This is a genomic window from Kitasatospora sp. Xyl93 (genome assembly GCF_055383135.1).
The window spans coordinates 7,548,379-7,571,241 of record NZ_AP029185.1 but is presented as its reverse complement, the minus strand read 5'-3'; the positions used below and the strand labels follow the sequence as shown (position 1 = coordinate 7,571,241).

Genomic DNA, 22,863 nt, shown 5'->3' with positions numbered 1-22,863 from the left:
ACCCACCGCATGCACGACCGTGTCCTGCCCGCACGGCCCGCTCACCCCTCCGGGGAGCGCGCCGGCCGCCGGGCCGCCCACCGCAGAAGGGCCACCGCCCTGGCCCTGGCCGCCACCCTGACCACCAGCGGCGCGGCCATCGCCCTGACCTTCGGCTCCGCCTCGGCCGCCCCGGTCGACCTGCTGGCCAACGGCGGCTTCGAGACCGGCACCCTGGCCGGCTGGAGCTGCTCCAACGGCTCCGTCGTCACCACCCCGGTGCACGGCGGGAGCCGCGCCCTCAGCGGCGCCGCCTCGGCCGCCGACACCGCCCAGTGCCAGCAGACCGTCACCGTCCGGCCGAACACCACGTACACCCTGGCCGGCTGGGTCCAGGGCAGCTACGTCTACCTGGGCGCCACCGGCGGCGGGGTCAACTCCTCGGCCTGGACGCCGGGCGGGACCGGCTGGAACCAGCTGAGCACCACCTTCACCACGGGGGCCGCCACGACCTCCGTCACGGTCTTCACCCACGGCTGGTACGGCACCGGGACGTACTACGCGGACGACCTCACGCTGACCGGCCCGGGCGGCCCCACCTCGACCGCCAGCCCGACGGCCACCGCGAGCCCGACCGCCACGGCCAGCCCGACCGCGACCAGCAGCCCGACCGCCACCGGCAGCCCGACGGGCACCCCCACGACCACCACCCCGACCCCGACGGCCACGGCGACCGGCCCGGCCGGGGACGGCAAGGTCACCACCCCGACCGGCTTCGCGGTCACCAGGACGACGTCCGACGCGGTGGTGCTCACCTGGCAGCCGTCCACCCTCACCAGCGGTGACGGCCCGGTCGCCTACAAGGTGTGGTCCAACGGCCAGCTGGTCGCCACCTCGATGGGCACCTCGGTCGCGGTCAGCTCGCTGCTGCCGGGCAGGAGCTACACCTTCAGCGTCCAGGGCTACTCCGGCGGCCACGCCTCCGCCCAGTCCGCGCCGGTGAGCACCACCACCGCGGCCGCGCCCGCGCAACGGCCGATCCGCTCGGCGTACTTCGACCAGTGGGGCGTCTACGAGAACGCGTACCACGCGAAGAACGTCGACACCAGCGGTGCGGCGGGCAAGCTGGACGTCATCCACTACGCGTTCGCCAACATCGACCCCACCAGGTTCACCTGCTTCCAGGCGGTGAAGGCCTCCGACTCGTCCAACGAGTCCAACCCGAACGCCGGTGACGGCGCGGGCGACGCCTACGCCGACTACCAGGCCGACTACAACTCCGGCACCAGCGTGGACGGCACCGGCGACACCTGGGAGCAGCCGCTCAAGGGCAACTTCAACCAGCTGCGCCAGCTGAAGGCCAAGTACCCGAACCTGCGCTTCACCATCTCGATCGGCGGCTGGACGTACTCCAAGTACTTCTCCGACGCGGCGGCCACCGACAGCTCCCGGAAGGCCTTCGTCTCCTCCTGCGTCGACATGTTCCTCAAGGGGAACCTGCCGACCGGCGTGGCCGGTGACGCCTCCGGCGGTCCTGCCTCGGCGGCGGGCCTCTTCGACGGCATCGACCTCGACTGGGAGTACCCGGGCTCGGCCGGCGGCCACGCCGGCAACCACTACTCCGCGGCCGACAAGCAGAACTTCACCCTGCTGCTCAAGGAGTTCCGCACCCAGCTGGACGCCCTCGGCTCCGCCCAGGGCAAGCGCTACCTGCTGACCGCCGCGCTGCCCAGCGGCCAGGACAAGGTCGCCCAGCTGGAGACCGACAAGATCGGCGCCTACCTGGACTTCGCCGACGTGATGTCCTACGACATGCACGGCGCGTGGGACGCCAAGGGCCCGACCAACCACCAGGACCCGCTGCACGACAGCCCGGCCGACCCGACCACGCCGATCACCCCGGGCACCCGCAAGTACAACGTGGACACCACGCTCGCCGCCTACACCACCGGCCTGCCCGAGTACGGCATCCCCGGCGGCTTCCCGGCGAACAAGATCGTGCTGGGCATCCCGTTCTACTGGCGCGGCTGGACCGGCGTCCCGGCCGGCTCCGACTACGGCCTGTACCAGAGCGCGACCGGCCCGACGGCAAAGAAGCCGCTGAGCCAGGAGGCCGGCCTGGCCGCCTGGAAGGAGCTCAACCCGACCGCGGCGCAGACCCACTGGGACCCGGTCACCGAGAGCAGCTGGGTCTACGACGGCACCAACTTCTGGACCGGTGACACCCCGCAGGCCGTCCAGGCGCGCGGCGCCTACGCCAAGAGCAAGGGCCTGGGCGGGCTGTTCGCCTTCTCCCTGGAGAACGACGACGCCTCCGGCACGATGCTCAACTCGATGGACAGCAGCCTGCGCTGACGCGCAGTCGAAGCGAGCGACGGCCCGCGCGGAACATCCGCGCGGGCCGACCTCGGCTCAGCGCGGCGGCACCGGGTCCGCCCCGCCCGCGCCCGGGCGGCAGCGCAGCAGCCGTCCGGCCGTCAGCCGCGCCCCGCGCAGCGCGCCGTGCCGGTGCAGCGCCTGCACCGCGTAGGTCGAGCAGGACGGCGTGTACGGGCAGCAGGCCGGACGGCGGGGGCTGACCTCGGTGCGGTAGTAGCGCACCGCGCCGTACAGCACCCCGGCCGCGAACCCGCGCGGGGCGGGGGCGGACGGGTCGGCCGTCCGGCCCCGGCGCGCGCCGGTGAGGGCGAAGCGGACGCCGGAGACCATCATCACGGGGATCAGGGCGATCATGCAGGGGTCGGCGATCTCGCAGCAGCCGTCGCCGCAGCAGTCGATCCCCTCGTTCCGAAGGCGCTTGCGCCGCTTGGCCTTGACGTGGTCCTCCTTGCGGTAGCGCTCTCGGTACTCCTCCCAGGCCCGGCGCTGCTTCTTCCGCCGGATCCGCTCCGAGGCGGGCAGCCACCACCAGGCGCGCTCAGGGCGGGCCGGCGGGAAGTGGGCGCCGAGATCCGGCGTCGGTTCGGACACTGCTGACGATCCCCTCGTTGGCTCCGCCGGGGACCGGCCCCCGACGATCCGGGCAAGATTATCCGAGGATCATCTGCCCGGACCGGTCCGGCGGGCCGGTGACTGAGCGGGCCAGCGGGCCGGCAGCACGGCGGGCCTGCAGCACCGCGGCCGCCGACCCGCCGACCCGCTCAGTCGCCGAGGTTGAGCGAGGGGAAGAGGTCCTCGAACGGCTGGGTGGTCACCGACACGCTCCGGGAGAACGGGTTGTCGAAGTCCCAGATCATGAACAACAGGAAGGCGATCAGCACGCTGAAGCAGAGCGCCAGGGTCAACTCCCGCGGCGTACGCCGGATCTGGAGCGCGAACAGCATGCCGACGGTCACCACCGCACCGCCGATCAGCCCGAGCCAGACCACCCCGGGCATCGTCGGCCCGGCGTTCTGTCCGCGCGAGTCGCGGGCCTCGGAGGTCTGGCCGATCCGGTCCATCACCGGCTGGTAGGACTGCGCCTCCAGGTCGGAGGCGGGCGGCCGGGTGGCGACGTCGTTCCGGAGCTTCTCGAGCAGCTGGTCGCCCTTCTCGGTGATCGCACCGTTCTTCTTCATGTAGTCCCACTCGGTGTTCACCACGTACGAGACGTAGGCGTCCACGTCGGCCCGGACCTGGTCCCGGAACTCCACCGGGTAGACCACCGCGCGGTCGCTCACCTCGCGCAGCGACTGCGCCTCGCGGAACAGGTCGTCCTGTGCGGCGCCGCGCGCCTCCCAGACACCCGCGATGGCGAGACCGAGGACGATCGCGTAGACCACCCCGATCATCATCGTGATGTACTCGATGACGTCCGGGGTCTCGTCGCTGCTCTCCTCGATCGGTCGGCGCTGCCTGAGCACCACCACCGCCACCACGACGGCACAGGCCGACGCCATGGCGATGATCAACGCCACCCACTCGGACATGGCAACTCCCTTCTCTGAATTGGCTCGTGACGGAACGTAAAGGGTCAAGGGGGCGAACCCCGGTCGGGTCGGTCCGGGCCGGCTCCGCCCGGCCCGCCGCCCGGGTCGGGCGGCGGGCCGTCAGGGGGCGGTCAGATCGGGCCCGAGCGGCCGCCGCGTCCCCGGCCACCACGGCCCGGTCGCAGAGCCGCCGCCGCGATCACGGCGGGGACCATGACCAGCAGCATCGTGGTGGTCATCGAGAGGCCCTGGTGGCGCCGGGCCATCGGCGCGGTCTTCGCCGCCGGGGCGTGGAACACCGGTCGCGCCGACGGGGTCGGCCACAGCGGGCTCGGACGCGCCGAACTGGGCAACGCCGCGGGGCTGGGGGCCGCCGGGCTGGGCGCGGCCGCACTCGGCGCCGCGGGGGCCGCGGGCGCGGGGACCGCCGGGGCCGGGACGGGTACAGCCGGTGCGGGGGCCGCCGGGGCCGCCGGTGCGGGCGCCGGAGCGGGCGCCGGCGGCGGTGCGGGGGCGGGCGACGCCGGGGGCGCGGGTGTCGCGGGCGCCGGGGTGGGGGCCGCGGTCGGGCTGGGGGACGGCACGGTCGGTGACGGCGTCGGGGTGGGCGTCGGAGTCGGGGTAGGGCTGGGCGTCGCAGGGAGGCTCGGCGTCGGCGTCAGTGTCGGTGTGGGGGTCGGAGTGGGCGTCGGCGTCGGCGTGGGAGTCGGGGTCGGCGTGGGAGTCGGGGTCGGCGTGGGAGTCGGGGTCGGCGTGGGAGTCGGGGTCGGAGTGGGCGTCAGTGTCGGCGTCGGGGTAGGCGTCGGCGTCGGTGTTGGCGTGGGAGTCGGGGTCGGCGTCGGTGTCGGCGTGTGAGTCGGAGTGGGCGTCGGCGTCGGGGTAGGCGACGGCGTGTGGGTGGGGGTGGGCTCCGGACTCGGACTCGGGCAGGGGTGGTGGTGATGATGATGGTGGTGCCAGCCGTGGCCGCCGTACCAGTCGTCGTCGTACCAGTCGTCGTCCTCGTCGCCCCCGCCGTGGCCCGGCCCGATCTGCCCGGGCCCGGTCTGCGCCGCGACCGGCTGCCCGGTCCCACCGCGCGGGCCCGCCGGACGCGACGGCCAGGAGAACGGCGGCGAGGGGACGGCGGGCGACGAGAAGGACGGCGAGTGGATCGGGGGCCCGGTGGGCTTCGGCGGCGGGGTCGGCTGCGAAGGCCCGGTCGGCTTCGGCGGCACAGTGGGCTTCGGAGGCCAGGTCGGCTTCGGGGTGGGCTTGGGCGTGGGGCAGGGGTGGTGCCCGTGCGGAGGCCGGGGCCCCGGGTGCCCCGGCCCGACGCTCGGCACCACGCCGACCCCGACCTGGACGTCCACGTCCACGTCCACGCCGACCGTCACCTGTCCGCCCGGCCGCACCGACATCGACATGTCGGTCTCGTTGCACACGCAGACGTCCACCACCGGGCCGTGCGGGCCGTGCGGGTACCCGCCGGCGTTCCCGGCGCCGGACGCGGTCGCCCCGCCGACCAGCGCGCAGAGAGCGACCACGCCGGCCGCCGCCCCGCCCAGCCGCGCCCGCCGCCCGGGCGCCGATCCCCCACCGCCGCCAGGCGGTATCCGGCGGATCTGCCGACGCTGGGGCATGGGCTCCACACACCTCTCGGGTCGTCCGGGGAGGACGGAACGGGCTCGGGCCGACCGGCCGCGAAGGAACGGATGGAAGGGGCGGAACAGGCAGAGCGGTCGAACTCGGTCGCAGCCGTGACAGAAGGCTCATCAGGCGCGACCAGAAGTGATCAGATACGGTCAGGCGGACGGCCCGCCCTCGGGGGCAGGCCGTCCGTCCTCAGGTCAAACGATCTTCGAGCCGACCGGTTACGGCTCGTGCTCGCCGTTCCGCGCGCTCAGTGGCGGGTGTGCGCGATCTCCACGTTCTCCAGCACGCCGACCGCGTCCGGCACCAGGATGGCGGCCGAGTAGTAGGCGCTGACCAGGTACGAGATGATCGCCTTCTCGTCGATGCCCATGAAGCGGACCGACAGCGACGGCTGGTACTCGTCCGGGATGCCGGTCTGGTGCAGGCCGATGACGCCCTGGTTGTCCTCGCCGGTACGGATCACCAGGATCGAGCTCGTGTTCTCCTTGGTGATCGGGATCTTGTTGCAGGGCAGGATCGGCACCCCGCGCCAGGCCGGCACCTGCTGCCCGCCGAGGTCGACGTGGGTGGGGTACAGTCCGCGGGCGTTCAGCTCCCGGCCGATCGCGGCGATGGTCCGCGGGTGGGCCAGCAGGTAGTCGGGGTCGCGGCGGCGGTTGAGCAGCTCGTCCAGGTCGTCCGGGGTGGGCGGGCCGGAGTGGGTCTGGATGCGCTGGTCGAAGTCGGCGTTGTTGAGCAGGCCGAACTCCGGGTTGTTGACCAGCTCGTGCTCCTGGCGCTCGCGCAGGGCCTCGATCGTCAGCCGCAGCTGGTGCTCGGTCTGGTTCATCGGCTGGTTGTACAGGTCCGCGACGCGGGTGTGGACCTTCAGGACGGTCTGCGCGACGCTCAGCTCGTACTCACGGGGCTTGAGCTCGTAGTCCACGAAGGCGCCGGGCAGCTCGTACTCGCCGTGGTGGCCGGCCGACATCGCGATCTCGGCCTCGCCGCGCTCGTTCTGCGCCTGGAGCGGCAGGGCCAGGAAGGCCTGGAGGTGCTCCTGGAGGCCGGGCGCGTTGTCCCGGATGGTGGCGAAGTCCGCCCGGCTCAGCGTCAGGGCGACACCGGCGGTGGCGGTCTTGGCCGTGAACTCCCAGACGGCGTCGGGGTTCAGCAGCGCGTCCTCGCCGAAGCGGTCGCCGTCGCCGGCCACGCCGACCACGGTCTCGTCGCCGTACTTGCCGGTGCCGATCTTGTTGACCTTGCCGTGGGCGATCAGGAAGATCCTGTCGGCGGCGTCGCCCTGGGTGGTGAGCACCTCGCCGGGGCCGAAGTCCCGCTGCTGGCAGCGGTCGGCCAGGGCGGCGAGGACGTCCTCGTCCTCGTAGCCCCGCAGCAGGGCCAGCTCGCCCAGCTCGGCCGGGATCACCCGCACCTGGGAGCCGGTCTTGATGAACTCCACCACCCCGTTGCCGACGGCGTAGGTGAGCCGGCGGTTGACGCGGTAGGCGCCACCGGCCGCCTGGACCCAGGGGAGCACCTTGAGCAGCCAGCGGGAGGTGATCTCCTGCATCTGCGGTGCGGACTTGGTCGTGGTGGCAAGGTTCCGGGCAGCAGCCGTCGCAAGGCTCTGCTGCTTGGCCTGCACTGCCTCCGGGCTCGTGTCCACGGTCATCGGCAGGGCTCTCCATTCCTGTGATCGGGTCACGCGTCCAGGGGCGTACCGGCCCGCCCTGGCGCATGGCATGGCGGACCGTCAGATCCGCGTGTCAGTGGGGGCGTTGGCGAATTTCGCGAAGTATCGGCCACCCTCTCGCGGCGGCCCATCCGGAACCCTAGATCACCAGGACCCGGCGGAGCCCGAACGAAGGCCCACTACCCCCCGATAGGGTGAATCTCGCCCGGTCCGCCCCCACGGCCCCGAGGACTCCGGGAACATCCGTTCGCCGCTGCGATCCCCGTACTGCCAACGGCCTTCCCGCCCCGACCGCCGCCCGGCCGGGCCGTTCCGGAGCCCGTCGCCCGGCGTCAACCCGGCACACCGCCCCGGCAGCGGCGCGGACCCCCGGGAAACGCGAACGGCCCGTCAGGTGCCGGCACGGGGGAAGCCGGCACCTGACGGGTGATCGGGGGGCGCGCAGTCGGGGCCCTGCGCCGGGGTGGTCCGCGCGCCCGCGGCGGTCCGGCGGTGGCACCGCCGGTGCCGCCGGTACCCAAGGGTCAGGCGCAGGCGACCTGGGTCCCGGGGATGTCGACGATGCCCGAGTCGTTGGACTCGCCGCCCTGGTACTCGTAGTACAGGTAGGAGTAGAAGTCGATCCGGACGTCCGGGCCGCAGGCCGAATCGGGGGCCACGGTGTACGTCACCGTGAAGGTGCTGCCGGCGCCCGGGGCGAGCGGCACGTTGTAGCGGGCGATGCCGCCGTGGACGTTGTCACTGCACCCGTTGGTCTGGGTGCCGCAGGCCGTCGCGGTGAACTTGAGACCGGCCTGCCGACCGGTGCCGTAGGTCTCCTGGACGCTCTGGTAGACGAACTGGATCGGGGTGTCGTGCGGGTTGGTGAGCGTCAGGGTGAGCGTGAACCCGCCGCCCCGGACGGTGGTCTGCCGGTCGGAGACGGCCGTGAGGGGCAGCCGGCCGTCGGCCCGGGCCGCGGGGGCGGCGGAGAGGAGCAGACCGGCCACGAGGGCCGGACACGCGGCGAGCGCGATGCGGCTCGGATGTGTTCTGCGCATGACCAAGGAGCGTAGGCCCCGCTTCCGCCAGGGTTCCGCTCCTCGGCTCCGGTCCGTACCGACGCAGGAGCGGCGAGCGGACACCGGGCACCACGCCGCCCGCGTTCCGCCCCCGCCGGTGCGCCCGGGGGCCTATGCTTCGCCGCCCTCCCGGAGCCCTGCCACCGACCTCACCCGCACGGCGGCAGGATGTCGCAGAGCGCGCCGATCGCCGCCGGGTAGGCGTGGTCCGGCGGTGTGGCGTAGCCGACCACCAGGCCGTCGACGGCGGGCATCGCCTCCTCGCCCACCGCCGGGTGCCGGTAGTCCGCGAGCCCCTCGACGGCCAGGCCCCGGTAGGCGGCGGCCTTGAGCACCGAACGCTCGGTGCCCGGTTCCAGGCGCAGCACCGCGTGCAGCCCGGCCGCGATGCCGGACACCTCGACGTGCGGGGCGCGGGCGGCGAGCGCGGCCACCAGCTGGTCGCGGCGCTCCCGGTAGCGGCGGCGCATCCGGCGCACGTGGCGGTCGTAGCCGCCGGAGTCGATGAACTCGGCGAGGGTGAGCTGGTCCAGGGCGCTGGCCCAGCCCTCGCGTTCGCCCTTGGCGGCGAGCACCCGGTCCACCAGGTGGTCGGGCAGCACCATCCAGCCGAGCCGCAGCGCGGGGGTCAGGCTCTTGCTGGCGCTGCCGAGGTAGACCACCCGTTCGGGGTCGAGCCCCTGGAGGGCGCCGACCGGCTGGCGGTCGTAGCGGAACTCCCCGTCGTAGTCGTCCTCCAGGACCAACCCGCCGCGCCCGCGCGCCCAGTCGACCACGGCGGCGCGGCGCCCCGGGTCGAGCGGGCCTCCGGTCGGGAACTGGTGGGCGGGGGTGAGCAGGGCCGTCCGGACGTCCGGGTGCCGCGCCAACTCGCCGGTGCGGGCGCCCCGTTCGTCGATCGGCAGCGGCACGGTGGTGACGCCCGCGGCGGCCAGCAGCCCGCGGTGGAACCCCAGCCCGTACGCCTCGACGGCCAGCGGGCCGTGCTCGGCGGACGGCAGGACGGGCGAGGCGCCGTCGAAGAGCAGCCGCAGCGCGTGGGCGAAGCCGGAGCAGACCACGATCCGGTCGGGGTCGGTGCGCACCCCGCGGGCGCGCGCGAGGTAGTCGGCGAGGACGGTGCGCAGTTCGCGCCGGCCCTGGGGGTCGCCCGGGCCGAAGGCCTCGTTGGGGGCGGCGGTGAGGGCCCGGCGGGCGGCGGCGAGCCAGCCGGTGCGCGGGAAGGAGGAGGCGTCGGGCTGGCCCTGGCGCAGGTCGTGGATGGGACCGGGGCGGCGCGAGGGCCGGCGGGCCCGGGCGCGCGGGACGGGTTCGGCGCGTTCGGCGACGGTGGTGCCGGAGCCCTGGCGGGCGGTGAGCCAGCCCTCGGCGACGAGCTCGGCGTAGGCCTCGGCGGCGGTGTTGCGGGCCAGGCCGAGGTCGGCGGCGAGGGCGCGGTAGGGGGGCAGCCGGGTGCCGGGGGCCAGTCTGCCGCTGCGGATCGCCTCGCGCAGCGCCGACATCAGCGCGGCGCGGCGGCCGCCGGTGGCGGGGAGGTCCAGGTGCAGGTCGTTGCCGGTCGGGTGGGCGGGCTCGGAGGGGTGCGTGCCCCGCGTGTCCGTCATGGTCACGCACCCTACCGGCCGCCGCCCCGGCCCCCTTCGGGCGGCTGCCCGCTCACCGACCACGGCCCGCGCGGCCGCACGACCGCGCTGCTCACGTCCCACGGCCCACGGCTGCAGCGCCGCGGCCACCGCTACGGCTACGGCTACGGCTACGGCTACGGCTACGGCTACGGCTACGGCTACGGCACCACGGTGACCGGCCAGCGGCCGGCCTTCACCAGCCGGACCGCCACCGAACCGATCACCCGGTGCCCGGCCTGCTCGGAGGCGCCGACCACCACCGCGTCGGCGCGCAGCTCGTCCGCGAGCTTGGCGAGGCCGGTGTACGGGTCGCCGCGCCTGGTCAGGAAGCGCCACTCCACCTTCCACACCTCGCGCACCCGCTGCTCGGCCTCGCGCAGCGCGGCCAGCAGTTCCTCGGCGATCTCCTGGGTGGTCTCCTCCACCGCGGCCCCGGCCAGGGCGGTCGCCGCCCCGAGGATCGGCTGGATGTACGCCACGGCGAGGACGGCGCCCTGCCGGCGGGCCAGTCCGGCGGCGTAGGCGGTGGCGCGCCAGGAGGAGTCGGAGCCGTCCAGGCCGGCCAGGACCACGCTGGGGCCGTCGGTGCCCAGCTCGAAGCCGGCGGGCGCGGCCGCGGCCTCGTGGTCCTGGGCGCCGGTCGGCACCCCGGCCGCGGCCGCTCCTCCCCCACCGGTGCCCGCCGCCCCACCCGCACCGGCGGCCGCCTCTCCCGCGTCCGCCGTGTCCGCCGCATCGCTCTCGTTGCTCATGGGCCGAGGCTATGCCCGCCACCGGGAGTGACGGCAGGGGGCGCTCCGGGTGAGGGCTGTGGTGGGGGCCACCCGGGCCGACAGCCGGGGCGGCGGAATCGGCACCGGTGGCTGGCGGGTCGTCACGCACCGTCGACCGTGTGGGCGGCCTCACAGCGGTTTCCGGGCCCGTTCGGAGTGGCGCGGGCCACTTCCAGCGCCGATTTGATCTTGGAAAAGGTGGGAAATCGGCTTAAATCGCCCCATTTCCTTGATCTTTACGCCCGGTAACAGCCCTCTGACGTGGCTAAACCTTCGAATCCTTGAAACCGCCACGGCCACCCCCGTAACTTCGAACCCGTTGCACCGAGCGATCCGCTCCGGCCGGGCCAACCGCCCCCGGGCAGGACGGTGCAGGACCACGCGAGTGACGTGTCCCCGAAACCGACGGCCTTCCGAGGGCCTGGTTCCGCGCGCTCGTAAAGCCCTCCGAAAGGAAATCCATGACCTTCCGTAACGAGACCGCCGCTGCCACCACCACTGCCACCCCGAAGCGCCGCAACCGCGTCCGGATGGCTCTGATGGCCGGGGCGCTCACCGCCCTGCCGGTGGCCGGCCTCGTCACGGCCACCAGTGCCTCCGCCGCGCCGGCTTCGGTCTGGGACAAGGTCGCCGCCTGCGAGGCGACCGGCAACTGGGCCATCAACTCCGGCAACGGCTTCTACGGCGGCCTGCAGTTCACCTCCAGCACCTGGGCCGCCTTCGGTGGCACCGCGTACGCCCCGCAGGCCCACCAGGCCAGCAAGGCGCAGCAGATCGCCATCGGCGAGAAGGTGCTCGCCGCCCAGGGCCCCGGCGCCTGGCCGGTCTGCTCCGTCAAGGCCGGTCTGACCAAGTAGGACCGCGTGCCACGAGGCCGCCGCACCCCACCTCGGGGTGCGGCGGCCTCGTCGCGTTCCGCGCCCGGCCTCAGGACGGCCGGGGCGGCAGCGGCAGCGGGACGGCCGGCAGGCCGTCGAGGCTGGTGCCGACCAGCGGCTTGCGCTCGCAGTAGGCGCCGAACTCCTCCTCGTCCTTGCGGTCGAAGTACCGGGCGTGCAGGTCGCGGTCGCCGCGGTAGTCCATGAACGGTACCGCGTACCCGCAGGAGTCGCTCACCCGCTCGGCCCTGACCAGCACGATCGCCCGCAGGCCGGAGCCGTCCGCAGCCGGGTCGAAGCGGCCGAGCAGCCCGGCGAACCGCGGGTCGTCGCGGAACACCGGCTCGCCGCGCCCGTGCACCCGCACCACGGTCGGCGGGCCCTCGAAGGAGCACCACATCAGGGTGATCCGGCCGTTCTCCCGCAGGTGGGCGACGGTCTCGGCCTGCGAACCGCCGAAGTCCAGGTAGGCGAGGGTGAGTTCGTCGACCACCACGAGCGTCCCGGAGCGGCCCTTGGGGGAGAGGTTGACGTGTCCGTCGGCGGCCAGCGGAGCGGTGGCCACGAAGTAGACCGGCTGGCGCTCGATGAACCGGCGCAGTCGGCCGTCGATGCCTTCGTACTGCTGTCCCATGGGCCGAATTGTGCCCGCGTCCCGGCGGACGGGAAAGAAGGGTCCGAACCCTGGACGGCCCGGCCCGACCGCACGACTCCTGGACGGGCCGGGCCGCACGACGCACCCCCGGGCCCGGCCGGTACGGGGACCGGCCGGTCACGGGGGCGGGGCGGGGACGGCGCGCGCGGGCGCCGACCGGTCACCGCATCATGTAGACGCTGTCCATGAACTCGATGATCTGCTGGTCGGTCAACCGCTGGCCGTCGCGGTGCCCCATCGCCAGGTCGGCCTCGCTGATCATGCCCACCAGCCGCTCCCCGTCGATCACCGGGATGCGCCGGATCTGGTGCTGCTCCATCTTGCGCAGCACGGTGTCCATGCTGTCCTCGGCGCGCACGCAGTGCAGGTGGCCGGAGAGCTCCATGGCCGTCATCCGGGCCGGGTCCTTGCCCTCCGCGATACATCGCAGCACGATGTCGCGGTCGGTGATGATGCCCTTCAGCTTCTGGTCGTCGCCGCAGATCGGCAGCGCGCCCACGTTCTTGTCGCGCATCATCTGCGCGGCCTCGGCCAGCGTCTGGTGGGCGCCGATGCACTGGGCGCCGGTGTGCATGATGTCTCGGGCAGTGGTCACGGGGACTCCTTCGTCGATGGTTCCCCCCGCCGGTCCCCCCGCGTCCCCCCGGCGGTGCTCCCGGGCTCCCGCCGTCCGAGCGGGAGCGCGGTGACCGCGCCATCACCATAAGCAACCCCGCCGCGGCCCGCGACCCCTGGCCCGCGGCGGACGGGCCGGGGCGGCGAAGCCGGGGACATCCGGGGGCGGGGCGCGCAGGACGGCCGCAGAGTGGGAGGCAGGACGACCCGCGACGCACCCGGAGGCGGACCGTGCCGCAGATGACGGTGGACGGGCGCACCCTCGCCCTCTCCCACCTCGACAAGGTGTACTACCCGCGCACCGGCACCCCCAAGGGCGAGGTGCTGCGCTACTACGCCGCCGTGCACACCGCGCTGCTCCCGCACCTGCGCGACCGCCCGGTCTCCTTCCTGCGCTGCCCGGACGGGGTCGAGGCGGAGGTGTTCGTCGCCAAGAACCCGCCGCCCGGCACCCCGGACTGGGTGCGCACGGTCGACGTGCCGAGCAGCACCGGCGAGCTGCGCCAGGTGGTGCTGGAGGACGGCGCGGCCCTGCTGGCGGTCGCCAACCTGGGCTGCCTGGAGCTGCACGTCCCGCAGTGGCACGCGGCCGCGCCCGCCCTCGCCGACCGGCTGGTGCTGGACCTCGACCCCGGCGAGGGCGCCGACGTGCTGAGCTGCCGTACGGTCGCGCTGCTGCTGCGCGAGCGGCTCGCCGCGGACGGTCTGGCGGCCTGGGTGAAGACGTCCGGCTCCAAGGGCCTGCACCTGCTGGTCCCGATCGAGCCCACGCCCAGCGCCCGGGTCTCCGCGTACGCGAAGGCGCTGGCCGCCGCCCTGGAGGCCGAGCACCCGGACCTGGTGGTGCACACGATGGCCAAGGCCCGCCGCCGGGGCCGGGTGCTGGTCGACTGGTCGCAGAACAACGCCAAGAAGACCACCGCCGCCCCGTACACCCTGCGCGCCCGGCCGCTGCCGACCGTCTCCACCCCGCTGGAGTGGGCGGAGCTGGAACGGGCCGCCGCCGAGCGGGACCTGGTCTTCACCCTCGCCGAGGTGCCGGACCGGCTGGCCGCGCACGGCGACCTGCTCGCCCCGCTGCTGGAGCGGGAGCGGGCCCGGCCGCTGCCCGCCGCGCCCTCGGCGTCCGGACCGGCACCGGCACCGGCACAGCAGCCGCGGCCGCGCCGGGCGGAGTCGGCGCGCCAGGTGCTGCACCCGCCCGTCGAGGTGATGCGCCCGGCCGCCGTGACCGCCGTCCCGCCCGCCGACGGCCTGGGCGGCGGGGGCGTGCTGTACGAGCTGAAGCTGGACGGCTTCCGCTGCGTCGCCTTCGCCCGCGGCGACGAGCCCGCCTACCTCCAGTCCCGCAGCGGCCGGGACCTCGCCCCCGAGTTCCCGGCGGTCGCCGCGGCCGTCGCCCGGCTGCCCGAGGGGCTGGTGCTGGACGCCGAGCTGGTCGCCTGGCGCGGCGGCCGGTTCGCCTTCGGCGAGCTGCTGCGCACCCGCCAGGCCCGCGCGGCCGCGCCCGAGGTGGCGCTCGGCCTGATCGCCTTCGACGTGCTGGCGCTGCCCGGCCGCGACGTGCGCCGGCTGCCGCTCACCGACCGGCGCCGGCTGCTGCTCGCCGCCCTCGCCGACGTCCCGCCGCCGGTCCAGCCGGTGATGGCCACCACGGACCGGGCGGAGGCGCTGGAGTGGATGGAGCGGCTCGCCGACACCGGTGTGGAGGGCCTGGTCTGCAAGGCCGCCGCCTCCCCCTACCGCCCGCGCGGCGCCGGCCGGGTCTGGGTCAAGTACCGCCGCAGCGACACCCTCGACGCCACCGTCCGCGCCGTCACCGGCCCGGCCGCCCACCCGCACGCGCTGGTCCTGCGGCTCGACGACGGCCGGGTGTTCCTGACCACCCCGCGGCTCACCCCGGTCCAGTCCCGCGAGGTCGCCGAGATCGTCCGCCCGCTGCTCGGCCCGCCCGCCACCGACCCCGACCACGGCCCGGTGCACCCGCTGACCTCTCCCGTGCGCGCCGAACTCACCCTCACGGGCCGGCCGCCCGCCGCCACCTTCGTCCGGCTCCGGGGGGACTGACAGAAGGACCGACGGGAGGGCCGACGCGCCCGCCGTCACCGCCGCCGCTTCGTCGCCGCGTGGGCGAACTCCGTCACGAAGGCGTCGTCGAACAGCGGCAGGTCGCCCGGCTTGCGACTGGTGACGAGCGGGCCGGGGCCGTCGTGGCAGACGTGCACCGGTTCGTCCACCCACTGCGCGCCGGCGTTGACCAGGTCGGTGCGCAGGCTGGGCCAGGAGGTGAGGGTGCGCCCGCGCACGGCGTCGGCCTCGATGAGCGTCCAGGCCGCGTGGCAGATCGCCGCGACCGGCCGGCCGGCGGCGCAGCAGGCGTGCACGAAGGCGACCGCCGGGCGGTCCAGCCGCAGCTGGTCGGGGTTGGCGACGCCGCCGGGCAGGACCAGCCCGTCGTAGTCGGCCGGGTCCGCCTCGGCGACCAGGACGTCCACGGCGAAGGTGTCGCCCGGGGCGAGGTGCCGGACGGCCCGGACCCGGCCCTCGGCGGTGGACAGCAGCCGCGGGGTGCCGCCGGACTCGGCGACCGCCTGCCAGGGGTCGGCCAGTTCGGCCTGCTCGACCCCGTACGGCGCGACCAGGAAGGCGATCGTCCGGCCGGTGAGCGTGGTGGCGGGCCAGCCCATGGTCCGGTCGCTCAGCGCGGGTGCGGGGCGGTCAGGTCGACGGCCGCGGGCGGAACGGAACTCAACCTGGCGCGCGGGCAGTCGAGGTGGACGGCGTGGTCCAGGTGGTCGAGCCGGGCGATCAGCCCGGCCGGGACGGGCAGCCGGGTGCCCGGCACCCAGGGCCCGGCGTCGACCAGCAGGTGGTCCCCGGTGTCCTCCACGACCCGGCCGACCGGGCCGTCGGTGGCGTGCACCTCGTACCCGACCAACGCGAGGTCGGCGGCGGGGTGGGAGCCCGGGCGGTACTCCCACAGCTCGGTGGTCATCGCGTCACGCCTCCGGTCGGTCCCATGGGCGCCGCTCGCGGCGCTCCCGGCGTTCCCGGGCCTGTGCCGGGTCCACGGGTCCGGGGCCGCCGTGGGCCGCCCTGCGGCGGCGCAGCAGCTCGGCGGTGGCGACCGCGGCCGCCACCGTGGCCACCCAGACCACGCCGAGCGCGACCAGCACGGAGGTGACCGGGGTCCGTACGCCCACGCCGAGGCAGATCACCGTCATCACCAGGGCGGTGAGCACCACCCCCGCCGAGATCCTGCGGCCGACCGCGCGCAGCACGCCCCGGGCCCGGCTGGGCGGCTTGGCGCCCATCGTGCTCAACTTCCGGTCGAGCCGTGTGTCCTGGCGCAGATCGGACTCGATCTCCTCGAGGAGCCGCCGCTCCCATCCGCTCAACGCGGGGCCGTCCATCTCGGTCACCTCCGACACCTCCGGTGACGTGCTCGCACCCGGCGGTTGCCCGGTACGGGCGGGCGCTAACCGTTCGGGGCGCCGGCTGTTCCGGCGCCGACGGGCCCGAAGGCCCGGGGGCGGGCGAGCAGGCTGTCGTCCAGGACGCCCAACAGCGCGGCGGCGTCGCGGTGGACCTCGGCCGCGCCCGCCGCCCGCAGTTCCGGGCCGGTGTCCCGGCCCGCCGCCAGGGCGACGCAGGGCACTCCGGCCCGCCGCGCCGCCCGGACCTCGCGCACGCTCCCGGCGACGGCCACGGCGTGCGAGGGCCTGCCGTCCACCAGGTCCAGCGCGGCCCGCACCGGATCGCCCCCGGGATCGGCCACGGTGAGGGCCGGCGCCCCCGCCGGCCCGGGGCCGGTCAGCACCACCGTCCACCCCCGGGCGGCGCACTCGCGCAGCAACTCGGTACCGCCGGGCAGTGCGGGCTGCCACCAGTCGGTACCGAAGAGGGCCGCCGAGATCACCGTCATGACCACCGATTCCGTTCGCGGGCGACACACCGGACGCTCCCTTCCAGGTTAGGTCGCTCCCCCGCCTCGCGCGCAGCCTGCGGCCCGCGGCCCCGTGGGTCCAGGAGCCCGCGCGTCCAGGAGCCCGCGCGTCCAGGGGCCCGTGCGTCCAGGGGCCGGGGGCGGGCCCTCAGTGCGGGAACGGGTCGGAGGCCAGCCGGGCGTGGAGGTGTTCGTCGACGTAGACGCCCCCGCCGTAGGTGTAGGAGCCGCGCAGGGTGCCCTCGTAGGGGAAGCCGGCCCGCTCGGCGACCCGGCAGGAGTCCTCGTTGGCGACGGCGTGGTAGAGCTCGACGCGGCGGACGTCGGCGTGCTCCACGGCCCAGCGGGTGACGGCGGTGGCGGCCCGGGAGGCCAGGCCCCGGCCGCGGGCGGCGGCGACCAGCCAGTAGCCGATCATGGCCACCCCGTCCTCCCGGTCGGTCCACCCCAGGTAGACGTTGCCGCACAGGCTGCCGTCGGCGGCGTCGAGGACGGCGAAGGAGGCCGCGGTGCCGGCGGCCCAGCGCTCCTCGCAGCGGTCCAGGTAGGTCTCGGGGATCACCGGGCCGGTGGCGCCGAGCGGGCTCCAGCGGGCGACGGCCGGGTCCTGCGAGGCGGCGACCAGGGCGGGCACGACGCCGCCGGGCACGTCGAGGCCACGGCCCCACGGGCGCAGCGTGGCATCGCCCAGGTCGAGGACGGTGGGGCGGAAGACGCGCCGGTCGGTGACGGGATCGCTGATGGTCATCCGGTCTTCCTATCCCCCGCCGCCCGGCGTCCGCCAGCGAATAATCCGTCGTCGGGGCGCCGCGGTTCGGCGTCCGGCGGTCCCGGCGCGACGTCCGGCGGTCCCGGCATGGCGGCGGCGCCCGGTGGCCGGTTCGCACCGCGCGCCGGACGCCGCCGTACGGGGGCGGAGCGGGTCAGATCCGGGCCAGGTAGCCGTTCTCCACCAGCCAGAGCACGTTCAGCCTGGCCGGGCCGCCGGGCAGCAGGGCGCCGTCGAGCTGGTACTGGAGGCCCCAGCCGGGTTGGTTGAACCACGGCGCGATCGGGCCGGCGTGCACCGTGAAGGCCTTGACCACCTTGTAGTCGTGGTAGTTGCAGGCGGCCGGCGGGTTGCCGTCCAGGCTCTGCGGCGGGATGGCGCGGTTGGCGTATGGCAGGCCCTCGGGGGCGAGGAAGGCGCCGTACTCGCTGCCGTAGCGGTCGATGTTCTGGTCGGGGTGGAGCGTGAGGTCGAACTCGATCGGGGTGCCGTCGGGCCGGATGACGTAGCCGTCGGCCGGCGGGTACGTCCAGCCGCCCTTGCCGCCGTTGCCGGCCGGGTCGTAGTACTCGGCGAGGAAGTCCTGGGCGCTCGCGCCGCCGGTGCGCTGGTAGCCGGCGAGCTGGCGGCCGACCGGTCCGGTGGTCGGGAGGTCGGCGGGGCCGAGGCGGGCGTCGTCGTCGCGGAAGGCGGCGGAGCACTGGTCGGAGGGGGTGGCCGCCGGGGCCGCTACGGCGGCGGGAGTGCTCACGGCGGTCAGGGCGGCGGCCGCGGCGAGCGGCGCTATGAGCAGGCGAAGGCGAAGGCGCACGGTGTCTCCGTCGAACGGGTCAGCGGTCGAGAAAGGAGCCGCGGAGGCGCGGTGTGCTCACCCTCCGTGGCTGGTTCGACACCAGGCAATCGGATCATCTGATCATTCGTCAACATGACCCGTACATCCGAGCGTTCGACCCCGCGGATTCGGCCGAACCCGGGACGCCGGGCCCGCCCACCCGCGAGGATGAGCGGTCCGGCGCCGCCGGGTCACCTCCCCGGGGCGACCCGCCCGAGCAGGTGGAGCAGCCGGTCGAGGGCGTCCTTGGAGTTCGGCTCGGTCAGGTTGACCATCAGCCGGAACGCCACCTTCAGCAGCGCCGGGTGGCCGAGCCCGGCGGCCCCGGCCGCGCCGAGCAGCTTCGGGCGGCCCAGCAGGTCGGCGGCCAGGCGGCCGAGGGCGAAGTAGCCCGCGTAGGCGGAGCGCAGCGCCTGCGGGTAGGCGCGCAGGGCGAGTTCGCGGCCGCGGTCGGTGCGGCGGGCGAGGGCCTGGACGATCGTCTCGGCGGCGTAGCGGCCGGACTCCATCGCGTAGGCGATGCCCTCGCCGGTGCCCGGGCTGACCGTGCCGCCCGCGTCGCCGACCAGCAGCAGGCCGTCGGCGTAGTGGGGTTGGCGGTTGAGGCCCATCGGCAGGGCGGCGCCGCGGATCGGCTCGGTGACCGCGTCGGGGCTGTAGCCGTACTCCGGCGGCAGGCCGTCGCACCAGTGGCGCAGCAGCTCGCGCCAGTCCACCTCGGTCTTGGCGGTGTCCAGGACCCCGAGTCCGACGTTGGCGGTGCCGTCGCCCATGCCGAACACCCAGGCGTAGCCGGGCAGCAGGCGCCGGGCCGGGTCCTTGGGGTCGCGCAGGTCGAGCCAGGCCTCCAGGTAGCGGTCGTCGTGCCGCGGGGTGGTGAAGTACGTCCGGTACGCGACGCCCATCGCGCGGTCGGTGCGGCGGTAGCGCTTCATCGCCACCGACAGCCGGGTGGAGTTGCCGTCGGCGGCGACCACGACCGGGGCCCGGTAGGCGACCGGCCGGCGTTCCTCGCCCAGCTTGGCGGTGACGCCGGTGATCCGGCCCGTCCGCTCGTCCAGCAACGGGCCCGTCACATTGGCGCGTTCGACGACCCTGGCACCGGAGGAGGCGGCCCTGCGGGCGAGCAGTTCGTCGAAGTCGGCGCGGCGCCGGACCAGTCCGTACCCGGGGTAGGCGGAGAGCTCGGGCCAGTCGAACTCGATCGAGCGGTGCCCGGAGATCAGCCGCAGGCCCCGGTTGTGCAGCCAGCCGGCCTCCTCGGAGACGTCGATGCCGAGGTCCGCGAGCTGTTTGACGACGCGCGGGGTGAGGCCGTCCCCGCAGACCTTCTCGCGCGGGAAGGCGGACTTCTCCAGCAGCAGCACGTCCAGTCCGGTCCGGGCCAGGTGGGCGGCGGCGGTGGAGCCGGCCGGGCCGGCGCCGACCACGATCACGTCGGCGCTCTCCGCGGCCCGGAGGGTCTCCCCGCCCCCGGCGGCCTCCTCGGGCCGGGCCGCCTGCTCGGGCCGGACGGTCTGCTCTGGACCGGGCATCGCACTCTCCCACGGGTCGGATCGGCTGTCCGCGCGACGGAAGCGTCGGACTGGGCGGTTCCGGACGGACGATAGAGAACCCCGGCACCCGCCCGCCGCCCCGACACGCAGGCCGCCGCCGCGAACCGGTCAATACCGGCCACCGCGGTGGTCCGGGTTCACCCGCCGGACCGCGTCCCGGAGTTGACCGGCCAACCGGCTCGAACGCACACGAAGCCCCGACAACCGGGTAATCAGATCGTTGTAATGAACTAGTCGGACCAATCGCCTGGAGCGATGCATTTCGGCCAAACCCACCTTGCGTCACGTTCCCGGCTGCGGGAACTTTTGTGCCCCTCCCGTCGCACGACACCGGCTCCCGCCGAACGGCCGACCAGAGGCTCCCTGCCGCCGCGCGGGCCCGTCCCGGCCTGCCGTACCCGATGGAAGTCAGATGCACCTCCGCTCCACCGCCGCGCGCTCCCTGGTGGCCGTCCCGACCGCCGCCGCGCTCATGCTGCTCGCCCCCGCCGCGCACGCCGCCGCGGGCGGCAAGGGCGGCGCCCCCGGCAACAACGGCACCGTCAAGATCCACGACGCCGGCACCGGCCAGGAGGACGTGCGCAACGAGCCCAAGGTCTGCACCTTCTACCTGGACTCCTTCGGCTTCGACGCCAACCAGGACGTCATCTGGGCGATCTCCACCGTCGGCCCCAAGGGCGAGACGCTCGCCGCCTTCGGCGACATCCCGGTCGACCCGCACGGCCACGTGCGCACCGAGGACATCCACCTGCCGGACGGCCACTACAAGCTCTACTGGCAGTCGGTCGAGCTGGTGGACGGCAAGCTGCCGAAGGACGCCAAGCTCAACAACCCCAAGCACAAGGTCTTCAAGGTCGACTGCGGCGGCCAGAGCCCGACCCCGACCCCGACCGGCAAGCCCTCTCCGAGCGTGACGCCGACCCCGGTGAAGACGCCGCCGACCAGCCCGACCGCGGTGCCCTCGCACACCCCGTCGGTCCCGGCCACGACGCCCGCCACCACCCCGGCCACGACTCCGGCCTCGCCGAGCGGGAGCCCGAAGCCCACCGAGACGCCGAAGCCCCCGGTGACGCCGAGCGCCACCCCGACCACCCCGGCGGCGACCGCCCCGGTGACGCCTCCGGTCACCGAGAAGCCGACCGAGCAGCCCACCGGGAAGCCGACCACCACCGGCGCCCCGAGCCCGGCCCCGTCGGACGCGCCGACCGCCACCGTGCCGGTGCACGTCCCGACCACCGAGACCCCGGTCAACCCGGAGCAGCCGCTGGTCATGCCCGACAAGGTCAGCGTCCCCACCCCGATCCCGGGCGCCCCCTCGGACGGCAAGAAGCTGGCCACCACCGGTAGCGACGGCACCCTGCTCTACGCGGGCGCCGGCACCGTGCTGCTGCTGGGCGGCGCGGGCGCGGTGGTCTACGCCCGCCGTCGTCGCACCAGCTCCTGAGGTACCCGCCCGGGCGCGTCCCGGGCAGCGCGCCGCGACTGAGCCGCGACGCCACTGAGCCCCTGGTCCCGCGAGCAGCTGCGGGACCAGGGGCTCCCTGTCGTTCCACGGCGCGCACCCCCTCGGGGGTTCACCGGCGGTCGCGCCCGGCTCGACGAGGGGCCCTGGCCACGGGGGTGAGCCAGGGCCCTCATCCGGAACCACGGCCGCCGCCCCCTCCCGGGTTCACCGTCGGCCCCGTCGGACGCGTCGGCCCCACCGGCCCCGTCCGGCCCGGCCCCGGGTACGCCGGAAGCCCCTGGCCCGCACGGGGGGAACGGGCCAGGGGCTTCCACTCCCGACTACGGCCGGCGGGCCGTCACGGGTTCAGCGCCAGCACCACGTATCCCGCCAGCACCGCCAGGTGCACCGCCCCCTGCAGCGGGGTCGCCCGGCGCGGGATGACCGTGAGGGTGAGCAGCACGATCGTCAGGGTCAGCAGCACCATGTGCGCCGGGTCGAGGCCGAGGACGAGGGGGCCGGAGAGCCAGCTGGAGGCGATCGCGACCGCCGGGATGGTCAGGCCGATGCTGGCGAGCGCCGAGCCCAGGGCGAGGTTGAGGCTGGTCTGCACCCGGTTGCGGACGGCCGCGCGCAGCGCCGCGATGGTCTCCGGCAGCAGGACCATCATGGCGATCACCACGCCGACCACGGCGTGCGGGAGCCCGGCGTCGTCCACCGCCTTCTCGATGGTCGGCGACACGCCCTTGGCCAGGCCCACCACCGCCACCAGGGCGACGGCCAGCAGCAGCAGGCTGACCCCGGCGGCCCGGAGGGTGGGCGGGGAGGCATGGTCCTCCTCGTCCAGCACCCGGCCCTCGGGGGTGACGGGCAGGAAGTAGTCCCGGTGCCGGACGGTCTGGGTGGCGACGAACAGCCCGTAGACCACCAGCGAGGCGGTGGCCGCGAAGGTGAGCTGGGTGGTCGAGAACTGCGGGCCGGGCGAGCTGGTGGTGAAGGTCGGCAGCACCAGGCTGAGGGTCGCCAGGGTGGCGATGCAGGCGAGCGCGGCGCCGGTGCCCTCGGCGTTGAAGACGGCGGTCCGGTACCTGACGGCGGCGACCAGGATGGACAGTCCGAGGATGCCGTTGCAGGTGATCATCACGGCGGCGAAGACGGTGTCCCGGGCCAGCGTGGAGGACTTGTCCCCGCCGTCGGCCATCAGCGTCACGATCAGCGCGACCTCGATCACGGTGACCGCCACCGCGAGGACCAGTGATCCGAAGGGCTCCCCCGACCAGTGCGCGATGACCTCGGCGTGGTGCACGGCGGACAGCACGGCGCCCACCAGGAAGCAGGCGACCACCGCCACCACCCAGCCGGGCAGGTTCTTGTGCCAGGTCAGGGCGAGGACGAGGAACGACACCACGGGGACGACGACGGTCCATCGCGCGGCAGCGGAGCGGAGCTTCGTGATCATGCCGCCGAGGATCCCAGACCGGAGGCCCGTCCTCCGGGTGCCCGCGCCGCGAT

The 22,863-nt window shown here is 74.7% G+C and carries 20 protein-coding genes and 2 pseudogenes; 6 read left to right on the top strand and 16 right to left on the bottom strand.

Going from position 1 to position 22,863, the window contains the following annotated elements; all coding sequences use genetic code 11:
• The first annotated feature begins 9 nt into the window (after nucleotides 1–9).
• On the top strand, nucleotides 10–2,334 hold the full coding sequence (locus ACZ5GH_RS32840) for a glycosyl hydrolase family 18 protein (protein WP_464336093.1): 2,325 nt from the start codon (nucleotides 10–12) through the stop codon (nucleotides 2,332–2,334).
• Nucleotides 2,335–2,391: 57 nt separating this feature from the next.
• Here the strand turns inward: ACZ5GH_RS32840 and yidD are convergent, their stop codons facing one another.
• Together yidD and ACZ5GH_RS32830 are read right to left on the bottom strand one after the other, a co-directional pair.
• Nucleotides 2,392–2,949: a membrane protein insertion efficiency factor YidD gene (gene yidD, locus ACZ5GH_RS32835; protein WP_387753592.1), complete on the bottom strand. Its 558-nt coding sequence runs from the start codon at nucleotides 2,947–2,949 to the stop codon at nucleotides 2,392–2,394.
• Between the two features lie 170 nt (nucleotides 2,950–3,119).
• Nucleotides 3,120–3,887 carry a bestrophin-like domain gene (locus tag ACZ5GH_RS32830; RefSeq protein ID WP_387753595.1) on the bottom strand — a complete coding sequence of 256 codons (768 nt, stop codon included), beginning with the start codon at nucleotides 3,885–3,887 and terminating at the stop codon, nucleotides 3,120–3,122.
• A 213-nt stretch (nucleotides 3,888–4,100) separates the two neighbouring features.
• On the opposite strand from ACZ5GH_RS32830, the gene ACZ5GH_RS32825 reads away from it, so the two are divergent.
• Nucleotides 4,101–4,742 (top strand): hypothetical protein, encoded by a 642-nt coding sequence (locus ACZ5GH_RS32825; protein WP_464336092.1) that lies wholly within the window; start codon nucleotides 4,101–4,103, stop codon nucleotides 4,740–4,742.
• Between the two features lie 1,027 nt (nucleotides 4,743–5,769).
• Here the strand turns inward: ACZ5GH_RS32825 and ACZ5GH_RS32820 are convergent.
• From ACZ5GH_RS32820 to ACZ5GH_RS32805, 4 genes are all read right to left on the bottom strand, one after another.
• Complete coding sequence (locus ACZ5GH_RS32820) at nucleotides 5,770–7,176, bottom strand: family 2B encapsulin nanocompartment shell protein (RefSeq protein ID WP_387753601.1); 1,407 nt, start codon at nucleotides 7,174–7,176, stop codon at nucleotides 5,770–5,772.
• Nucleotides 7,177–7,721: 545 nt separating this feature from the next.
• Nucleotides 7,722–8,237 carry a hypothetical protein gene (locus ACZ5GH_RS32815; protein ID WP_387753603.1) on the bottom strand — a complete coding sequence of 172 codons (516 nt, stop codon included), beginning with the start codon at nucleotides 8,235–8,237 and terminating at the stop codon, nucleotides 7,722–7,724.
• Between the two features lie 170 nt (nucleotides 8,238–8,407).
• Entirely contained in the window at nucleotides 8,408–9,862 is a 1,455-nt protein-coding gene (gene pdxR / locus ACZ5GH_RS32810) for a MocR-like pyridoxine biosynthesis transcription factor PdxR (RefSeq protein ID WP_464336091.1), read from the bottom strand.
• Nucleotides 9,863–10,041: 179 nt separating this feature from the next.
• The gene (locus ACZ5GH_RS32805; RefSeq protein ID WP_387753608.1) at nucleotides 10,042–10,635 is read right to left on the bottom strand and encodes a universal stress protein; all 594 of its coding nucleotides are present in this window, start codon (nucleotides 10,633–10,635) and stop codon (nucleotides 10,042–10,044) included.
• A gap of 551 nt (nucleotides 10,636–11,186) precedes the next feature.
• Between ACZ5GH_RS32805 and ACZ5GH_RS32800 the strand changes: the two are divergent.
• A pseudogene (locus ACZ5GH_RS32800) lies at nucleotides 11,187–11,510 on the top strand (transglycosylase family protein); the annotation flags it as partial.
• 73 nt (nucleotides 11,511–11,583) lie between these two features.
• Here the strand turns inward: ACZ5GH_RS32800 and ACZ5GH_RS32795 are convergent.
• Both ACZ5GH_RS32795 and ACZ5GH_RS32790 read right to left on the bottom strand, forming a co-directional pair.
• Nucleotides 11,584–12,168 (bottom strand): pyridoxamine 5'-phosphate oxidase family protein, encoded by a 585-nt coding sequence (locus tag ACZ5GH_RS32795; RefSeq protein ID WP_401104264.1) that lies wholly within the window; start codon nucleotides 12,166–12,168, stop codon nucleotides 11,584–11,586.
• Nucleotides 12,169–12,349: 181 nt separating this feature from the next.
• The gene (locus ACZ5GH_RS32790; RefSeq protein ID WP_387753613.1) at nucleotides 12,350–12,784 is read right to left on the bottom strand and encodes a CBS domain-containing protein; all 435 of its coding nucleotides are present in this window, start codon (nucleotides 12,782–12,784) and stop codon (nucleotides 12,350–12,352) included.
• Nucleotides 12,785–13,044: 260 nt separating this feature from the next.
• Between ACZ5GH_RS32790 and ligD the strand changes: the two are divergent.
• Together ligD and ACZ5GH_RS32780 are read left to right on the top strand one after the other, a co-directional pair.
• Nucleotides 13,045–13,917, top strand: a pseudogene (ligD, locus tag ACZ5GH_RS32785) (non-homologous end-joining DNA ligase); the annotation flags it as partial.
• A gap of 99 nt (nucleotides 13,918–14,016) precedes the next feature.
• Entirely contained in the window at nucleotides 14,017–14,871 is an 855-nt protein-coding gene (locus tag ACZ5GH_RS32780) for an ATP-dependent DNA ligase (RefSeq protein ID WP_464336914.1), read from the top strand.
• Nucleotides 14,872–14,906: 35 nt separating this feature from the next.
• Here the strand turns inward: ACZ5GH_RS32780 and ACZ5GH_RS32775 are convergent, their stop codons facing one another.
• The 7 genes from ACZ5GH_RS32775 to ACZ5GH_RS32745 all read right to left on the bottom strand — a co-directional run bounded on the left by ACZ5GH_RS32775 (nucleotide 14,907) and on the right by ACZ5GH_RS32745 (nucleotide 19,886).
• Nucleotides 14,907–15,491 (bottom strand): type 1 glutamine amidotransferase domain-containing protein, encoded by a 585-nt coding sequence (locus tag ACZ5GH_RS32775; protein ID WP_387753616.1) that lies wholly within the window; start codon nucleotides 15,489–15,491, stop codon nucleotides 14,907–14,909.
• Between the two features lie 11 nt (nucleotides 15,492–15,502).
• Nucleotides 15,503–15,799, bottom strand: coding sequence for a PRC-barrel domain containing protein (locus ACZ5GH_RS32770; protein ID WP_387753618.1), 297 nt, complete (start codon nucleotides 15,797–15,799; stop codon nucleotides 15,503–15,505).
• A gap of 4 nt (nucleotides 15,800–15,803) precedes the next feature.
• Nucleotides 15,804–16,217 (bottom strand): DUF3040 domain-containing protein, encoded by a 414-nt coding sequence (locus tag ACZ5GH_RS32765; protein ID WP_387754067.1) that lies wholly within the window; start codon nucleotides 16,215–16,217, stop codon nucleotides 15,804–15,806.
• A 65-nt stretch (nucleotides 16,218–16,282) separates the two neighbouring features.
• Nucleotides 16,283–16,729 (bottom strand): HAD family hydrolase, encoded by a 447-nt coding sequence (locus tag ACZ5GH_RS32760; RefSeq protein WP_387753621.1) that lies wholly within the window; start codon nucleotides 16,727–16,729, stop codon nucleotides 16,283–16,285.
• A 169-nt stretch (nucleotides 16,730–16,898) separates the two neighbouring features.
• Nucleotides 16,899–17,498 carry a GNAT family N-acetyltransferase gene (locus tag ACZ5GH_RS32755; protein ID WP_387753624.1) on the bottom strand — a complete coding sequence of 200 codons (600 nt, stop codon included), beginning with the start codon at nucleotides 17,496–17,498 and terminating at the stop codon, nucleotides 16,899–16,901.
• A 175-nt stretch (nucleotides 17,499–17,673) separates the two neighbouring features.
• Complete coding sequence (locus tag ACZ5GH_RS32750) at nucleotides 17,674–18,330, bottom strand: TNT domain-containing protein (RefSeq protein WP_387753627.1); 657 nt, start codon at nucleotides 18,328–18,330, stop codon at nucleotides 17,674–17,676.
• 212 nt (nucleotides 18,331–18,542) lie between these two features.
• Complete coding sequence (locus ACZ5GH_RS32745; RefSeq protein WP_464336090.1) at nucleotides 18,543–19,886, bottom strand: geranylgeranyl reductase family protein; 1,344 nt, start codon at nucleotides 19,884–19,886, stop codon at nucleotides 18,543–18,545.
• A 433-nt stretch (nucleotides 19,887–20,319) separates the two neighbouring features.
• Here ACZ5GH_RS32745 and ACZ5GH_RS32740 point away from each other — a divergent pair, with 433 nt between their 5' ends.
• The gene (locus ACZ5GH_RS32740; RefSeq protein ID WP_387753632.1) at nucleotides 20,320–21,351 is read left to right on the top strand and encodes an LPXTG cell wall anchor domain-containing protein; all 1,032 of its coding nucleotides are present in this window, start codon (nucleotides 20,320–20,322) and stop codon (nucleotides 21,349–21,351) included.
• Between the two features lie 358 nt (nucleotides 21,352–21,709).
• On the opposite strand, the gene ACZ5GH_RS32735 is transcribed toward ACZ5GH_RS32740, so the two are convergent.
• On the bottom strand, nucleotides 21,710–22,810 hold the full coding sequence (locus tag ACZ5GH_RS32735) for a calcium:cation antiporter (protein ID WP_387753634.1): 1,101 nt from the start codon (nucleotides 22,808–22,810) through the stop codon (nucleotides 21,710–21,712).
• Nucleotides 22,811–22,863 lie beyond the last annotated feature (53 nt).

Coding starts and splice junctions, on each gene's coding strand:
- ACZ5GH_RS32840 (WP_464336093.1), top strand. CDS start 10: ATGCACGACCGTGTCCTGCCCGCACGGCCCGCTCACCCCTCCGGGGAG.
- ACZ5GH_RS32830 (WP_387753595.1), bottom strand. CDS start 3,887: ATGTCCGAGTGGGTGGCGTTGATCATCGCCATGGCGTCGGCCTGTGCC.
- ACZ5GH_RS32825 (WP_464336092.1), top strand. CDS start 4,101: ATGACCAGCAGCATCGTGGTGGTCATCGAGAGGCCCTGGTGGCGCCGG.
- ACZ5GH_RS32820 (WP_387753601.1), bottom strand. CDS start 7,176: ATGACCGTGGACACGAGCCCGGAGGCAGTGCAGGCCAAGCAGCAGAGC.
- ACZ5GH_RS32815 (WP_387753603.1), bottom strand. CDS start 8,237: ATGCGCAGAACACATCCGAGCCGCATCGCGCTCGCCGCGTGTCCGGCC.
- pdxR (WP_464336091.1), bottom strand. CDS start 9,862: ATGACGGACACGCGGGGCACGCACCCCTCCGAGCCCGCCCACCCGACC.
- ACZ5GH_RS32805 (WP_387753608.1), bottom strand. CDS start 10,635: ATGAGCAACGAGAGCGATGCGGCGGACACGGCGGACGCGGGAGAGGCG.
- ACZ5GH_RS32795 (WP_401104264.1), bottom strand. CDS start 12,168: ATGGGACAGCAGTACGAAGGCATCGACGGCCGACTGCGCCGGTTCATC.
- ACZ5GH_RS32780 (WP_464336914.1), top strand. CDS start 14,017: ATGCGCCCGGCCGCCGTGACCGCCGTCCCGCCCGCCGACGGCCTGGGC.
- ACZ5GH_RS32775 (WP_387753616.1), bottom strand. CDS start 15,491: ATGGGCTGGCCCGCCACCACGCTCACCGGCCGGACGATCGCCTTCCTG.
- ACZ5GH_RS32770 (WP_387753618.1), bottom strand. CDS start 15,799: ATGACCACCGAGCTGTGGGAGTACCGCCCGGGCTCCCACCCCGCCGCC.
- ACZ5GH_RS32765 (WP_387754067.1), bottom strand. CDS start 16,217: ATGGACGGCCCCGCGTTGAGCGGATGGGAGCGGCGGCTCCTCGAGGAG.
- ACZ5GH_RS32760 (WP_387753621.1), bottom strand. CDS start 16,729: ATGACGGTGATCTCGGCGGCCCTCTTCGGTACCGACTGGTGGCAGCCC.
- ACZ5GH_RS32755 (WP_387753624.1), bottom strand. CDS start 17,498: ATGACCATCAGCGATCCCGTCACCGACCGGCGCGTCTTCCGCCCCACC.
- ACZ5GH_RS32745 (WP_464336090.1), bottom strand. CDS start 19,886: ATGCCCGGTCCAGAGCAGACCGTCCGGCCCGAGCAGGCGGCCCGGCCC.
- ACZ5GH_RS32740 (WP_387753632.1), top strand. CDS start 20,320: ATGCACCTCCGCTCCACCGCCGCGCGCTCCCTGGTGGCCGTCCCGACC.
- ACZ5GH_RS32735 (WP_387753634.1), bottom strand. CDS start 22,810: ATGATCACGAAGCTCCGCTCCGCTGCCGCGCGATGGACCGTCGTCGTC.